This window comes from Luteimicrobium sp. DT211 (assembly GCF_049844995.1).
Taxonomy (GTDB): Bacteria; Actinomycetota; Actinomycetes; order Actinomycetales; family Cellulomonadaceae; genus Luteimicrobium.
This window is the reverse complement of the sequence record NZ_JBNCMC010000004.1, coordinates 300701-315206: the sequence shown is the minus strand read 5'-3', so window position 1 is coordinate 315206 and position 14506 is coordinate 300701. Positions and strand designations below refer to the sequence as shown.

Sequence of the window (14506 nt, the reverse complement as noted above, 5' to 3'; positions counted from 1 at the left end):
GCCCGACACTCGCAACACTACGTGCGCAACATCCATTGCGCAAGAGTTATTGCGCAATGGATGTTGCGTGTGTTCGAGGGGCTCAGAGCCCGTACGTCTCCAGCAGCCGCAGCCACACCTCGCTCACTGTCGGGTACGCCGGCACGGCGTGCCACAGCCGCTCGAGCGGGACCTCGCCGACCACCGCGACGGTGGCCGCGTGCAGCATCTCGCCCGCCTCCGGCCCGACGAGCGTCACGCCGACCAGTACGCGCCGGGACTCGTCGACGACGGCGCTCACCCGGCCCGCGTACGACCGCCCCGTGACGTGCGCCCCCGAGACCCAGCCGAGGTCGTAGTCCACGACGCGGACGTCCAGTCCGGCCTCCCGGGCCTTGCGCTCCGTCAGCCCGACCCAGGCGACCTGGGGCCGTGTGAAGACGACCTGCGTCTGCGCGACGTGGTCGGCGCTGGCAGCGAACCGGCTCCACGGCTCGGCGGCCCGCGCGGCGGCGCGGTTCTCCTCGGTCGCCGGGACGGGGACGGCGTCGCCCGACCGGCCGCCGTCCGACGGCGCGGCGCCGAACGTCGCGGCGATCACGTCGCCCGCGACGCGCGCCTGGTACTTGCCCTGGTGCGTGGTCGCGACCCGGCCGGTCACGTCGCCGGCGGCGAACAGCCAGCCACCCTCCACGCCGCGCACGCGCATCGCCTCGTCGACCTCGAGGCCGTGCGCGGTGTCGGTCAGGCCGACGCTGTCCAGCCCGACGTCCTGCGTGCGCGGGACCCGGCCCGTGGCGACGAGCAGCTCGGCCGCGGTCACGTCGCGCTCGCCGGCCTCGTCCTGGTACGTCACCGTGACGGGACCGCCGACGCCGTCCCGGGCGACCCGCACCGGCGAGGCGCCCGTGCGCACGTCCACGCCGAGGTCGGCGAGCGACGCCGCGACCGCCTCGCCCGCGAACGGCTCGGCGCCGCCGAGCAGCCCGTGGCGCGCGAGGAGGGTCACGTGCGCGCCCAGGTCGGAGTACGCCGTCGCCATCTCGCACGCGACGACCCCGCCCCCGACCACCACGACCGACGCCGGGACCTCCTCCGCGGCCGTCGCCTCGCGGCTTCCCCAGGGTGCGGACTCGGCCAGGCCGGGGACCTCGGGGAGCACCGGGACGCTGCCCGTCGCCACGGCGACGGCGTACCGCGCCTCGACGACGGTCCGGTTCCCGTCCGGGTCCGTCACCTCGACCCGGCGGGGGCCGACCACCCGTCCGTGGCCGCGCAGGAGCGCGATCCCTGCGCCGTCGAGCCACTCGACCTGCCCGGCGTCGTCCCAGTCGTCCGTGATCTGGTCCCGCCACGCGAGCACCGGGCCCGGGTCGAGGGTGGGCGCCACGGTGAGGCCCGGCACATCCCGGGCCGCGGCCAGCGCCGCCCCGGGCCGCAGGAGCGTCTTGGAGGGCATGCACGCCCAGTACGAGCACTCGCCGCCGACCAGCTCGGCCTCGAAGATCGCCGTCGACAGGCCCGTGCGCCCGGCGCGGTCGGCGACGTTCTCGCCGACCGGACCGGCGCCGATCACGACGACGTCGTACTGGAGGGTGCCGGCGTCGGCGGACGGGGCGGGCGGCGCCACGGGCGCGGTGTTCTCAGCCATGGCCCCATCGTCGCCCGAGCAGGCGGTCTCGGCGCGCCCGGGGGCATCCCTGGCCGGTGCCCTGGCGCCCGCCCGGCGTGGCCGAGGTTCAGCTGAGCGCGACGCTGCCCGTCCCCGTGGGCACGAGCTCGACCCACGTCTCACCCGGCGCGAGCAGGATGTCCTTGCCGCCCGTGGTGACGCGCAGGACCGCGCCCGTCGACGACTTGGACCACTTCCCAGTGACGGCCTTGCCACCCGAGAGCACGGTCGCGGACCCGCTGCCCTTGAGGACCGTGTCGGGCACGGGGTTGCCGGCCGGGTCCTTGTACGAGGTGTTGACGACCTTGACGCGCAGCACGACGACGTTCGCTCCCGACAGCCGCACGCCCTCCGCTGACTTCGACGCCACGCCGCGCTCGTCGCGCAGGTAGACCTTCTTGCTCGCGTCGTAGGTCCACCCGGGGACGTAGGCCGGTGACATGTGGATCGTGGCCTTCTTCGCCGTCTTGCCCGACGTGACCGCCGTCGACTGCGCGAGGGACCGCGCGAACCGGAACTGCTGGGGCGGCGGCGTCGTGCGCGACGAGTTCGCCTGCCCGAAGAAGTCCTTGGTGTCCGCGAACACGTTGTGCGGCGCGGCCCGGTTCGGGTCGCGGTTGAACCCGGGGCTGCCGCCGTCCATCGTGAGGACCTGCGAGACCTTCTTCGCGGCGTTCACGAACGGCGTCTGCCCGCCCGAGAACGCGAACACCCCGTGCAGAGGAGCGACGATCGAGGGGTCCATCGGCCGGACCGACCGGATCGGCTCGATCCGGGACGGCGTCTTCGACTGGAAGACCGCGAGGAAGCGGGTGATGCCGCCCTCGACGACCTCCTCCCACACCGTGTCGGCCTGCTCGAGCCCGTACTGCGGCCGCGCGTCGGTGGAGTTCTCGATCTTCACGGCGAGCGCCGGGCGGTCCGCGACCTTGTCGGTCTCGACGCCGGTGAGAGGCCAGACGGTCGGGCCGGCGGGGCTCGGGGGCGCCGTCTTGTCGGCGGTCGGGACGCCGCCGGTGACGGTGGTCGTCGGGGCCGGGGACTTGTCGCCCGAGCACCCCGCCGCGAGGCCGACCGCGACGACGGTCAGCGCGACCGCAGCCACCCGGGCCCCGTGCCGCAACCTCCGGCGCGTGGTCGTCGGCGTCGCCCCAGCGTGCATGTCCACTCCCTCGCTCGACCGCTTCTCGCGCACACCCTACGTGCGGCACGTCCGCGGACGCCGGACGCCTACGCTGGACGGGTGCCGCGCGTCGTCGTCCCCCGTTCCGCCGCCGACCTGTACGCGTCGCTCGCGGACGCGCTGTCCGTCCCGCGCGGGCCCGGCGCTCTGCCCGACGACAGCGCCCCCGCCCCGATCGCCGTCGCCCTCCAGCCCCTCGCGCACCACGGGGCCGGCCTGCCGCCGGACGCGGCGCTCGTCGTGCGGACGTCCGGCTCGACGGGCACGCCGCGCGAGGTCGTCCTGACGCGGTCCGCTCTGCTCGCGTCGATCGGCGCGACGGCCGCCCGGCTCGGCGGGCACGGACGCTGGCTCCTCGCGCTCCCCTGGCACCACGTCGCGGGCGCGCAGGTCGTCGCGCGCTCGGTGGTCGCGGGAACCACCCCGGCGCACCTGCCCGACGAGCCCTTCACGCCCGCCCTGCTCGCCGACCACGCCGCCGCGTTCCTGGACGACCCGGCGACGGCGCGCGCGTACGTCTCCCTCGTCCCCACCCAGCTGCACCGCGTCGTCGACGCCGCTCTGGCCGCGGACCCCGACGGCCTCGCCGCGGCCCGGGCGCTCGCACGCTTCGACGCGGTGCTCGTCGGCGGCGCGGCCTCCTCCCCCGGCCTGCTCGACGCCGCCCGGTCGCTCGGGATCGCCGTCGTCGTCACGTACGGCATGTCGGAGACGTGCGGCGGCTGCGTGTACGACGGCGTGCCGCTCGACGGCGTCCGCGTACGCCTCGGCGAGGGCGGCCGGGTCGAGCTCGGGGGGCCGGTCGTCGCGGCCGGCTACCTGGGCGAGCGGGGCGCGAGCGCGTTCCGCGCCGACGCCGACGGCACGCGCTGGTTCGTGACGTCGGACCTCGGCGTCGTCGACGAGGCCGCGGGCTCTCCCGCCCGCCTGCGGATCCTCGGGCGCGCCGACGACGTCGTCGTCACGGGCGGCGAGAAGGTCGCGCCCCTCGCCGTCGAGCACGCGCTCGCGCCGCTCGGCGAGGCCTGCGTCGTCGGGGTCCCGGATCCCGAGTGGGGCCAAGCGGTCGTCGCGGTGCTCGTGCGGGCGGCGGGCGAGCGGGCGGCGGGCGAGCGGCCGGCTGGCGGCCGGGCCGACCCCGGGGCGCTGAGCCCGGCCGACGCCGACCTCCGCGACCGCGTCCGCACGCTCGCCCGCGACGCGCTCGGCCCCCACGCCGCGCCCCGGCACGTCCTCGTCACCGCCGCCCTCCCCCTGCGCGGGCCGGGCAAGGTGGACCGGCGCGGCCTCGCCGTGGCTGCGGGGGCCGTGGTGCGGGGCGAGCAGCACTGACGCCCCGATAACCTGGGCACATGGCCACACCCTCCGAGTGGGTCGCGGGCGCCCGCCCCCGCACCCTGCCGGCCGCCGCGACCCCCGTCATCGTCGGCTCCGGCGCCGCCGCGCAGACCGACGGCTTCTGGTTCTGGGGGGCGCTCCTCGCGCTGGGCGTGGCCCTCGCGCTGCAGGTCGGCGTCAACTACGCGAACGACTACTCGGACGGCGTCCGCGGCACCGACGTGGACCGCGTCGGCCCGACCCGCCTGACCGCGACCGGCCTCGCCCAGCCACGGCGGGTCCGGACGGCCGCGTTCGCGTCGTTCGCGATCGCGGGGGTGCTGGGCCTCGTGCTGGTCGCGCTGACGGGCACGTGGTGGCTCATCGCCGTGGGCGTGCTGTGCGTCCTCGCCGCCTGGTACTACACGGGGGGCAAGAACCCGTACGGGTACCGCGGCCTGGGCGACGTCGGCGTCTTCGTGTTCTTCGGGCTCGTCGCCGTCCTCGGGACGACGTACACCCAGCTCGCGTACACGGACAGCCCCCGCGTCACCTGGCCGTCGGTCCTCGGCGCGGTCGGCGTCGGGCTGCTGGCCTGCGCGCTCCTCATGGTCAACAACGTCCGCGACATCCCGACCGACCTGCCCGCCGGCAAGCGCACCCTGGCCGTGCGGCTCGGCGACTTCCGCGCCCGGCGCGCCTACGTCGGCGAGCTGTGGGTCGCGCTCGTGCTCGGCGTCGTCTGCGCGTTCTGGGCCCCGTGGTCGCTCATCGTGCTGGTGCTGCTCCTGCCCGCGGTGCTGCTGTCGATCCCCGTCCTCGTCGGGGCGCGCGGGCGCGCGCTCGTGCCCGTGCTCGCGGCGACCGGGTTCTTCGAGCTGGCCTACGGCGTCCTGCTGGGGCTCGGCCTGTCGCTCTGACCCACCGCGGCATCGTCGGTGCGGACGTCCCGCACGACGGCGCCGCTCACCACCCCCGAGAGCCCCCGGCGGTCCCGGGTGAGCGGGACCGACGCGACGGCGACCGCCGCGGTCAGGACGGCTGCCGCGCGGGCCGCGGCGGCGACATCGGGCACGTCCCAGGCTGCGGGCAGCGAGGCCACGATGACGCACGCGCCCCACAGTCCGCCCGGCACGGCCGCGCGCAGCACGGGCCGGGGCCGCCCAGACCACGCCGGCGCCAGCCAGGCCGCGCGCTGCCCCCACGAGGCCCGGCCGCCGACGAGCGCGGGCCACACGAAGACGACCGCGAACGGCACGACCGCGCCCAGCACCCAGTCCGCGGCGTCCTGCCCGGTCGGGAGCGGGCGCCCGGCGGCGTCGAGCGCCAGCCGGTAGGCCACGTCGAGCACCACCCCGACCGCCGCGAACGCCGCGGCGTCGAGCGCCATCCCGAACCACCGCCGCCACGCGGTCACGGGCCGCGGCTCCCCGCGGTGCGGCGCGAGGTCCCGCGGCCGGGGCAGCCACCGGAGCAGGAGCGGCGCGGCGAGGGCGCCGATCAGGCCGCCGAGCGTGTTCGTCAGGAGGTCGTCGACGTCGCCCAGCCGGTACGAGCACGGGATCAGCCCGAAGATCCCCGTGTACTGCGTCGTCTCGATCAGCAGGGAGGCCCCGAACGCGCTGAGGACCGTCGGGACGAGCCCCCAGCCCAGGAACCGCCGGACGATCGCCCCCCACGGCACGAACAGCACCACGTTGAGGACGACCTGCAGGACGGCGGGGCTGCGCAGGGCCACGGTGAGCGGTTCCCCGGCGGTCGCGTCGCGGATGTCGCGGACGAACTGGAAGGGGTCGAGCTGCGCGGAGGTGTACCCGTGGTCCGCGCACCACGCCGCGACGTCGCCGGTCGGGAGCGGGAGGAGGGTGTAGGCGACGAGCGCGACCCCGTACACGGACACCGCGGCGGACGCGGCCAGGCGCCGACCGTTCAGCGCCCCGTAGCGGCGGACCTGGAAGAGGACGATCGGGACGAGCAGCAGCCCGAAGAGCAGGACGCCGCCCACCACGCCGACGTACGCGGGCCACGTCCAGGTGCTCACCCGGTGAGGCTAGGGGGTGTCGTCGGGGGTCCGCGCGTCGGGGTTGGCGGCGGCGTCGATCGCCCGGTCCTCGGCGTCGGCGTCGTCCTCGATGCCCGAGCCCCGCGGGCCCTTCGCCGCCCGACGGCGCCCGGCCCGGTCCGCGAGCCACCCGGCGGCGACGTCGCGGGGTCCGCGGAAGGCGGCGTAGGAGACCATGAGGCCGATCAGGACCGCGACGACGAACCAGATCGGCCCCGTCAGCCCGACCAGCCACAGCACGACCCACGCAGCCGCGATGAGCGCGAGCCGGAGAACGGTGTAGACGAGCAGGGGCATGTGCTCAGGGTACGGGCCTAGGCTGGGACCATGTTCCGCGGTCTGCTCGTCCTCGTCGCGCTCGGCCTGCTCGTGTACGCGCTGACCGACTGCGTGACGTCGCAGGAGAAGAAGCCGGCCGGCGCACCGAAGGCGCTGTGGATCCTGGCGATCATTCTGCTGCCCGTGCTCGGCCCGGTCCTGTGGCTCGTGCTGTCCCGGAGCGCGGGGACGTCGCCGTCTCCGAACGGTGGCTCGCGCCCCGCCGGCCCCGTCGCCCCCGACGACGACCCCGACTTCCTTCGCCGCCTCGACCTGGAGCGACGTCGCCGCGAGCAGCGCGACCGCCGCTCCGCGCCGCACGACGACCCTCAGGACCCGCCGGCCTGATCGACGCCCCGCCGACGGTGACGCTGCGTTCGCCGACGGTGACGTAGGCGTCCGTGGTTCCGTCCGCGGGCGGGTTCGGACAGGCGGCTCGGACTGCGTCGCCCTCAGGCCCTTGGGGGCCTTCCGGCTCCTTGACGTCCTTCACCACCTGCCCGCACCCACCCGCTCACGCCGCCACCTCACCTCAGCAGCCCGGCCGCGCCGTCGTCGGGCATGCGGTTGGCCACGACCCGCCCCGCCGACCATGTGATGAGCCACCACCGGGTCGCGGACCATGCGGACAGTCACCGCGCCAGCGCCCGACCATGCGGGTACTCGCATGTTCGACGCCGAGAAGGGGTCTGCGCGCATGGTCGGCACCGGGCGGGGAGACCAAGTGCATGTTCGCCGCCGAACCGGTGGCCCACCGCATGCTCGGCACGCTGACGGGTCGGAGCCCAGCGCCGACGTCGAGGGTTCTGCGTCGAGAACGAGGGCTTTCGGCTCGTCTTCGGCGAGAAACCCTCGACCTCGGCGCACGTGCCGCCGTCGCGTCGGGGTTGACCGGAAGCCGGCCGCCCGTGGGGGTGGGACGACGGCGCAAGGGCGGGGCGGGGGTGTGGCGCGCGGTCGTGGAGGGCTTGGCGGGAGCCGGAGCGAGGAACGAGCGCAGGCGGATGGAAGACCGCGCGCCACACCCCCGGACCGCCCGCCCCAACCACGGGCGCCCAACGTCACCGTCGGCGAACGCAGCGTCACCATCGGCGAACCGAACGTCACCCTCGGCGAACGGGACCGCGACCGAGCAGGTCAGCTCGTGAGGCCCGAGTACGAGTGCTTGCCGTCGAAGATGAGGTTGACGCCGGTGAAGTTGAAGAGCACGCAGGCGTACCCGACGACTACGAAGTACGCGGCCCGGCGCCCGGACCAGCCGCGCGTCGTGCGGGCGTGCAGGTACCCGGCGTAGACGACCCAGACGATGAACGTCCAGACCTCCTTGGGGTCCCAGCCCCAGTACCGGCCCCAGGCGTGCTCGGCCCAGATGGAGCCGGCGATCAGCGTGAAGGTCCACAGCACGAAGCCGACGGCGTTGAGCCGGAAGCTGAGGACCTCGAGCTGGCCGGGCGTCGGGAGCGCCTCGAGCCAGCGGAACGCGCGGTGGTTGAGGACGGCGGACCCGTTGTCCCGGGAGTCGCGGAGCAGCTGCAGGACGGACGTGACGAACGCGACGGTGAGGATGCCGGCCGCGGTGATGGCGACGCCGACGTGGATGACGAGCCAGTAGGACTGCAGGGCGGGCTGGACGCCGTCGGCCTGGACGAAGAAGACCTCCTGCGCGAGGGCGAGGAAGAGCACCGCGAGCAGCGTGACGAACGCGCCGAGGAACCGCACGTCGCGGAACCGGCTCACGACGAGGAACACCGTGAGCGCGACGCACGCACCGACGAGCGTGAACTCGTACATGTTGGCCCACGGCGTCCGCCCCGCGGCGATGCCGCGGGTGACGATCGCGAGCACGAGGAGCAGCCAGCCGAGGGTCGCGGTCGACATGCCGATCGCGGCCGCCCGGCGGTTCACGGGCCGTTCGACGGCGGGATCGTCCGGCGCAGCACCGCCGCCGGCCCGCGCGGTCGCGTCGGCGTGCGAGGCGTCGACGTCGCCGGCCGCCCCGACGCCGACGAGCTCCTTGCGGCGGGTGCCGAGCCGCGCGACCGAAGCGAGGTCGCTGCGGGACTCGCCGAGCCTCGTCAGGTCGACGAGGAACGCGATCATCGAGACCGTGAGGACCGTCAGCGCCGCCCACACGAGGTGGGTGCTGAGCTCTGCGTAGCTCATCGGGGAGCCTTTCTCGGAAGGGTCGGCGTGGCGGTGGACGAGTCGGCGGGTGTGCGTCCGGCAGCGCTCGCGACGGCGGCATCGACCTCGCGCTGGAGCCCGGAGTCGTCGCCTCGGGCGAGGCCGGCGGCGTCTATCACTGTACGACGGCGGGTCGGGCCGGACCCGCCGTCCGGGGTGCCGCCGTCGTCGGCGGACTCGGATCCGGGGACGTCCTCGCTCCACACGCGCAGCCACACGCGCCGGCGCGGCGTGAAGAGCGAGAGCGCGAGGCCGAGGAGTGCCCCGAGCGCGAACACGAGGATCCAGGTGAGGGCAGGGTCGTAGCGCAGGTCGAGCGCCACGTACCGGGGCAGGGAGTCGAACGTGACCGTGCCGAGCCCGTCCGGCAGCTTGACGGTCTTGCCGGGCTGGATGGTGAGCGTCACGGGAGTGCCGTCCTTGGCGGACTCCGTCATGGCGCTCGTGTCGAGCCGGTAGACGTTCTGGGGCACCCCGTCGTCGAGCCCGAGGTTCCCGTGCCAGACGTTGAGCACGAGCATCGGGTTCAGCGGCTGCGGGTAGATGGACGCCTGGGTGGGGTCGTCGCTCGCGGCGGTCGGCAGGAGGAACCCGACGAGGCCGATCTGCTCGAGCCCCGGGGACACGTCGGGCACCTTGATGACGCCCTTCGACGTGTAGTTGGTGTCCTGCGGGATGAACACGACCGGGCCCGAGTACGCGACCTGGCCCTTCGCGTCCTTGACGGTGATGTTCGGCGCGTAGCCGTTGCCCTGGAGGTAGACCTTGGCGCCGCCGACGTCGAGCGGGTGGTTGACCCGGATCTTCTCCGCGGTCTCAGGCGCTCCGGGCTGGCGGACCGTCACGAACGCAGTGAAGTTGCGCGGCTCCGCCGTCGCCGTCGTCGTGAACTCGGAGGTGAACTTGTCGAGGGTCATGCTGAACGGGTCGAGCGAGCTCGCGCGGAAGAACGCGCCCGACTCGAACGTGTCGTAGTCGACGACGGAGTTCGCGAACCCGTGCCCCTCCGACACGATGACCTGGGCCCGATAGTGGAGCACCTGCCCCGTGCCGACGGCGACGAGCAGCCCGAGCAGGCACAGGTGGAAGAGGATGTTCCCGCTCTCGCGGAGGTAGCCGCGCTCGGCGGCGACGGTCCGGCGCCCCTGGGTGTCCGTGCCGGTCTCGACGCGGAACGTCGGCAGCCACCGGACCCGCCCGCGCAGGTGCCGCACGGCCGCCGCGACGACGGCGTCCGGGTCGGCGTCCGTGGTGGCGTGCGCCTGCGCGGGGAACCGGGCGAACCGGACGGGCGTCTTCGGCGGACGCTGGCGCAGGGCCTTGGTGTGGGCGAGCGCGCGCGGCACGATGCAGCCCACGAGCGACACGAACAGCAGGATGTAGATCGCCGAGAACCACACCGACGAGAACACGTCGAAGAACCCGAGCTTGTCGAGGATCTTCCCGGCGGTCGGGTTGTCCTGCAGGTACTGGGTGACGCCGGCCGGGTCGATCGACTGCTGCGGCAGGATCGAGCCCGGGACGGCCGCGACGGCGAGCAGCATGAGGAGCATGAGCGCGACGCGCATGCTCGTGAGCTGCCGCCACATCCAGCGCAGCGTGCCCTTCCAGCCGAGCTTCGGCATGACGGGGGCTGCGCCGTCGGCCCCCCGGCGTCCCGACGCGCGGGCGGCGCCCGGCGCGCTCGCGGGCGCGTCGTCGTCGTGCGCGACGAACGCGTCGTCGATGCCCTCCGGACGGTACGCGCGCGCCTCGCCGCGCTCGGTGGTCTTCTCGGCCTCGGTCACACCTGCACCCCGTACCTCGACGCCCAGCCGCCCAGCGCGGCCGTCCACGTGCCCCAGACCCCCGTCACCATCGCCAGCCCGATGAGCACGAGCAGGCCGCCGCCGATCCGCAGGAACGCGAGCCGGTGACGGCGCAGGAACTCCAGCATGCGCGTGCTCGACTGGAGCCCCAGCGCGACGAGCACGAACGGCACCCCCAGCCCGACGCAGTACGCGACCGCGAGCGCGGCTCCGCGGACGACGGTCGCCTGGTCGAGCGCGAGCGCGTACACGGCGGTGAGGGTCGGGCCGAGGCACGGCGTCCAGCCGAGCCCGAACACGATCCCGAGCAGCGGGGCGCCCCACAGCCCGGCGCGCGGCGTGACGTGGATGCGGCGCTCGCGCTGGAGGAACGGCAGCGCCCCGAGGAACGCGAGCCCCATGAGGATCACGACGACGCCCAGCACCCGGATGAGGACGTCCTCGGCCTGCCGCACCTGCGTGCCGAGCGCGCCGACGAACCCGCCGAGCACGACGAACACGAGGGTGAACCCGGCGACGAACAGTCCCACGCCCGCGACCACGCGCGCGCGGCCCCGGGCGACGCTCGTCGGGCCGCCCGACGCCGCCGCCACGGCGGACCCGGAGGCCGACCCGAGCGCGGTCACGCCCGCGTTCGACGCCGCCCACCCGCTCACGTAGCCGACGTACCCGGGCACGAGCGGCAGGACGCACGGGCTCGCGAACGAGACGAAGCCGGCGACGACGGCCACAGGCACCGCGAGCAGCATCGACCCGCTGAACGCCGTGGTCGCGAACCCCGACGACGCCTCGAGCATCCCGTCCGCGAGCATCACGGCGCTCACGACGTCGCGGCGGCAGTGTTGGTGCCGTCGCCGGAGCGCACGTCGTCGACGAGGCCCGCGAGCGTGGCCTTCGTCGTCGCGCCGAGTACGCGCGCGGCCACGCGGCCCTGCGCGTCGAGGACGACGGTCGTGGGGACGGCCTGGACCGGCACGACGCCCTGGAGCGTGGCGACGACCGAGCCGCTCTTGTCGGAGATCGACGGGTACGGGATCTTGAAGGTGCGCTGGAACGCCTGGGCGGCGCCAGCGTCGTCGGTCGAGTTGATGCCGAGGTAGTGCACGCCGTCGGTCGCGCTCGAGGCGAGCGACGCGAGGTCCGGCGCCTCCTTGCGGCAGGGCGCGCAGCCCGCGTACCAGGTGTTGACGACGACGACGTCGCCACGCCACTTCGAGGTGTCGACCTTGGTCCCGTCGAACGCGGTGCCGGTCAGCGTGACGGGCTCCGACCGCTCGCTGGGCGTCCACGTCTTGACCGAGCCGTCGCCCTGGACGAAGCCGAGGTTGCCGCCGTCGTTGCCCGAGCTCGACGTGCAACCGGCGAGCGCGAGAGCTCCGCCGACGAGGAGGGCCATGAGGGCGGCGAGGCGGGCAGGGCGAGGGCGCGGCACGGTGCCACCGTGCCGCCGGACCCTGGGCGCGCCCTGGGAATCCGGCCCCTCCGGGGCCCTGGAGGGCGCGTTCGTGACCACCGTCACGCCCCTGGCACCGCGGAGGCGCCCGGCAGGAGGTCGGCAGCGGGCTCGGCGTACTCGATCCCGACCAGGCGGTCGCCCTCGAACGTGAGCGACGTGACCGAGGCGAGCGAGCACTGGCGACGCCGCGGGTCGTGCCACAGCCGGCGGTGCTCGGCGGACAGCCGGGTCACCCAGACCGGGAGCTGGTGGCTCACGAGCACGGCCTCGTGCCCGCGCGCGGCCTCCCGGGCGGAGTCGACGGCGGCGCGCACGCGCGCGGCCTGCGCCTGGTACGGCTCGCCCCAGGACGGCCGGAACGGGTTCCACAGGTACTTCCAGTGCCGGGGGTGGCGCAGCGACCCGTCGCCGACGCCGAACGTCAGGCCCTCGAAGTGGTTGGCGGCCTCGATGAGACGGTCGTCGCTGCCGAGGTCGACGCCGAGGGCCTCGGCGAGCGGCGTCGCAGTCTCCTGGGCCCGCTGGAGCGGGCTCGCGACGACGTGCGTGACGTCGTGGCCGTCGGAGAAGTGCTCGGCGAGGCGCTGCGCCATGGCGCGCCCGCGCTCGGACAGCCGGTAGCCGGGGATGCGGCCGTAGAGGACGCCGTCGGGGTTGTGCACCTCGCCGTGGCGCACGAGGTGCACGACGGTCACGGTGGCGCCGGCGGAGGGGGCGGAGTCAGGGCTGGGCACGTCCCCGATTGTCGCAGAGCCGCCTGAGGGGCTGCCCCGCTCAGGCCCCCGCGGCGGCGCAGGCGTCGCGCACGCGCGCCATCGCGCCGCCGAGCGCGAGCAGCTCGTCGCGCGTGAGCACGTCGACGAGGTAGGTGCGCACGATGTCGACGTGGGTCGGGGCCGCCGCGACGAGCGCGTGCCAGCCGGCGTCGGTCATGGAGCAGTGCACCCCGCGCTTGTCCTCGGCGGCGGCCACGCGGCGCACGAGGCCGGCGCGCTCCATCCGGGAGACCGTGTGCGTGACGCGCGAGCGCGAGTACGCGAGGCGCTCGGCGAGCCGGGACATCCGGAGCGACCGGTCGGGCTGCTCGGAGAGCTGGACGAGCACGTCGTACTCGGGGACCGAGAGGGGCAGGCGACGCTCGTGCTCGCGCACGAGGACCTCCTGGAACCGGCCGACGCCTTCGAGGAAGTCGCGCCATGCGGCCTGCTGCTCGAGGTCGAGCCAGCGGTGGTCGGTCGGGGTGTTCACGGGGTGCATTGTGTCCCTGACGTGCGGAGATGTCCTAATGGAGCCCTTCGACGACGCGCTCGTGAGCTCGGCTTGACCGAGGTCCGGACCCGCGCCGTCGACGGGTGCCGGTCTCCGCAGCGAGCCTGATCTCGTCGAGGAGACGGTGCAGCGCCACGCCGTCGTCGAAGTCCGGGACGGTGCGCGAGCCGGTGCGGAGATCGTCGGCCAGCCGGGCGTACAGCTGCGCCACGCCGAAGCCTTCCGCGGAAGGCTCGATCCCGGAGGCCCGGCGGTAGCGGCCGGGGACCGGCAGCTCCGCGTAGGGACCGCCGGGGCCGGCGGAGCCGAGCAGGCGCAGCTCCCCGACCTGGATGCCGGCCACCGCGAAGGGCCCGCCGGAGACGAGGAGGAGGTCCCCGTCGGTCCCGGAGATCTCGATCCGGGTCCCGGCGTCCGTCGCCTTGCCGTCGTGGACGTGGGCCGAGACGACGGCGCCACCGGCCAGCGTCCCGTCGAGCGCCAGGTGGTCCGGGCTCGTCGCCTCGATCGTGGCCCCGGTCTCGGCGACCGTGCGGACGGGGTGCTGCACGGACAGGGTCGCCGAGAGCTCGCGGACCTCCCCGAGCAGGTGCTGCAGGGCGTCGAGCGTGTGCCCGCCGGCGACCTCCAGCGTCCCGGCGCCGTTGTCGCGGTCGAGGGTGTAGGCGGCCCACGCCGGGATCACGTCCCGTGCCCCGGACCCCCGGGCGGCGAGGACCGACGCCGAGGTCACGCGACCCACGCGGCCCGCGGCGACGAGGTCGCGGGCATAGGAGAGCGCGGGGGCGTACCTCGCCTGGAGACCGACCACGTGATGGACGCCCGCCCCGCGCGCCGCCGCCGCGAGCGCTTCCGCCTCGTCCGTCGTGCGGGCGAGCGGCCACTCGCAGTACACGTGCTTGCCGGCCGCCAGCGCCGCCCCGACGAGCTCGGCGTGCGCAGGAACCTTGACCGTGACGACGACCAGGTCGACCTCGGGGTGCTCGGCGAGCCGCCGCGCGTCGGCGAAGGCGTGCGGCGCCCCGAAGGCTCGGGCCGCGGATCGGGCGCTCTCCGTGCGGCTCGTTCCGACCGCCGTCAGCCGGTAGTCCGGGAGCGCCCGCAGGGCCGGGACGTGCGCCCGGGCCGCCCAGCCGCGGTCCGGGTTCGCTCCGACGATGCCGACGCGGATGCTCGTGTCCGTCATGACCCCACCTTCCCCTCCCGGCGACGTCGCGCTCGCGGCCAGCACTTGCAACGCCGTGTGACGCATGCCACA

The 14506-nt window shown here is 74.9% G+C and carries 14 protein-coding genes; 3 read left to right on the top strand and 11 right to left on the bottom strand.

The window, feature by feature from the left end; genetic code table 11:
- Positions 1 to 82: 82 nt before the first annotated feature.
- Together ACLQ14_RS12380 and ACLQ14_RS12375 are read right to left on the bottom strand one after the other, a co-directional pair.
- Entirely contained in the window at positions 83 to 1630 is a 1548-nt protein-coding gene (locus ACLQ14_RS12380; protein ID WP_425813387.1) for a dihydrolipoyl dehydrogenase family protein, read from the bottom strand.
- An 88-nt stretch (positions 1631 to 1718) separates the two neighbouring features.
- The gene (locus tag ACLQ14_RS12375) at positions 1719 to 2756 is read right to left on the bottom strand and encodes a DUF3048 domain-containing protein (protein WP_425813385.1); all 1038 of its coding nucleotides are present in this window, start codon (positions 2754 to 2756) and stop codon (positions 1719 to 1721) included.
- A gap of 138 nt (positions 2757 to 2894) precedes the next feature.
- Between ACLQ14_RS12375 and ACLQ14_RS12370 the strand changes: the two genes are divergently transcribed.
- Together ACLQ14_RS12370 and ACLQ14_RS12365 are read left to right on the top strand one after the other, a co-directional pair.
- The gene (locus ACLQ14_RS12370) at positions 2895 to 4166 is read left to right on the top strand and encodes an AMP-binding protein (RefSeq protein ID WP_425813383.1); all 1272 of its coding nucleotides are present in this window, start codon (positions 2895 to 2897) and stop codon (positions 4164 to 4166) included.
- A gap of 20 nt (positions 4167 to 4186) precedes the next feature.
- Complete coding sequence (locus tag ACLQ14_RS12365) at positions 4187 to 5071, top strand: 1,4-dihydroxy-2-naphthoate polyprenyltransferase (protein WP_425813381.1); 885 nt, start codon at positions 4187 to 4189, stop codon at positions 5069 to 5071.
- On the opposite strand, the gene ACLQ14_RS12360 is transcribed toward ACLQ14_RS12365, so the two are convergent.
- On the bottom strand, positions 5035 to 6192 hold the full coding sequence (locus tag ACLQ14_RS12360; RefSeq protein WP_425813379.1) for a VanZ family protein: 1158 nt from the start codon (positions 6190 to 6192) through the stop codon (positions 5035 to 5037). The genes ACLQ14_RS12365 and ACLQ14_RS12360 overlap by 37 nt on opposite strands.
- A gap of 9 nt (positions 6193 to 6201) precedes the next feature.
- On the bottom strand, positions 6202 to 6510 hold the full coding sequence (locus tag ACLQ14_RS12355) for a DUF4229 domain-containing protein (protein ID WP_425813377.1): 309 nt from the start codon (positions 6508 to 6510) through the stop codon (positions 6202 to 6204).
- 30 nt (positions 6511 to 6540) lie between these two features.
- Here ACLQ14_RS12355 and ACLQ14_RS12350 point away from each other — a divergent pair, with 30 nt between their 5' ends.
- Positions 6541 to 6879, top strand: a complete 339-nt coding sequence (locus ACLQ14_RS12350) for a PLD nuclease N-terminal domain-containing protein (protein WP_425813375.1) — start codon at positions 6541 to 6543, stop codon at positions 6877 to 6879.
- A gap of 789 nt (positions 6880 to 7668) precedes the next feature.
- On the opposite strand, the gene ccsB is transcribed toward ACLQ14_RS12350, so the two are convergent.
- The 7 genes from ccsB to ACLQ14_RS12315 form a co-directional block, all read right to left on the bottom strand.
- Positions 7669 to 8694, bottom strand: coding sequence for a c-type cytochrome biogenesis protein CcsB (ccsB, locus tag ACLQ14_RS12345; protein ID WP_425813373.1), 1026 nt, complete (start codon positions 8692 to 8694; stop codon positions 7669 to 7671).
- On the bottom strand, positions 8691 to 10502 hold the full coding sequence (gene resB / locus ACLQ14_RS12340; RefSeq protein WP_425813371.1) for a cytochrome c biogenesis protein ResB: 1812 nt from the start codon (positions 10500 to 10502) through the stop codon (positions 8691 to 8693). Before resB ends, ccsB begins: the two co-directional genes overlap by 4 nt.
- Entirely contained in the window at positions 10499 to 11335 is an 837-nt protein-coding gene (locus tag ACLQ14_RS12335) for a cytochrome c biogenesis CcdA family protein (RefSeq protein ID WP_425813969.1), read from the bottom strand. The genes resB and ACLQ14_RS12335 overlap by 4 nt, the downstream gene beginning before the upstream one ends.
- An 8-nt stretch (positions 11336 to 11343) precedes the next feature.
- Positions 11344 to 11955: a TlpA family protein disulfide reductase gene (locus ACLQ14_RS12330; protein WP_425813369.1), complete on the bottom strand. Its 612-nt coding sequence runs from the start codon at positions 11953 to 11955 to the stop codon at positions 11344 to 11346.
- Between the two features lie 83 nt (positions 11956 to 12038).
- Positions 12039 to 12713, bottom strand: a complete 675-nt coding sequence (locus ACLQ14_RS12325) for a histidine phosphatase family protein (protein WP_425813367.1) — start codon at positions 12711 to 12713, stop codon at positions 12039 to 12041.
- Positions 12714 to 12753: 40 nt separating this feature from the next.
- A complete protein-coding gene (locus ACLQ14_RS12320; RefSeq protein WP_425813365.1) occupies positions 12754 to 13236 on the bottom strand; it encodes a MarR family winged helix-turn-helix transcriptional regulator in 483 nt (160 codons plus the stop codon).
- A gap of 25 nt (positions 13237 to 13261) precedes the next feature.
- Positions 13262 to 14434: a Gfo/Idh/MocA family protein gene (locus ACLQ14_RS12315; protein WP_425813363.1), complete on the bottom strand. Its 1173-nt coding sequence runs from the start codon at positions 14432 to 14434 to the stop codon at positions 13262 to 13264.
- Positions 14435 to 14506: the final 72 nt, after the last annotated feature.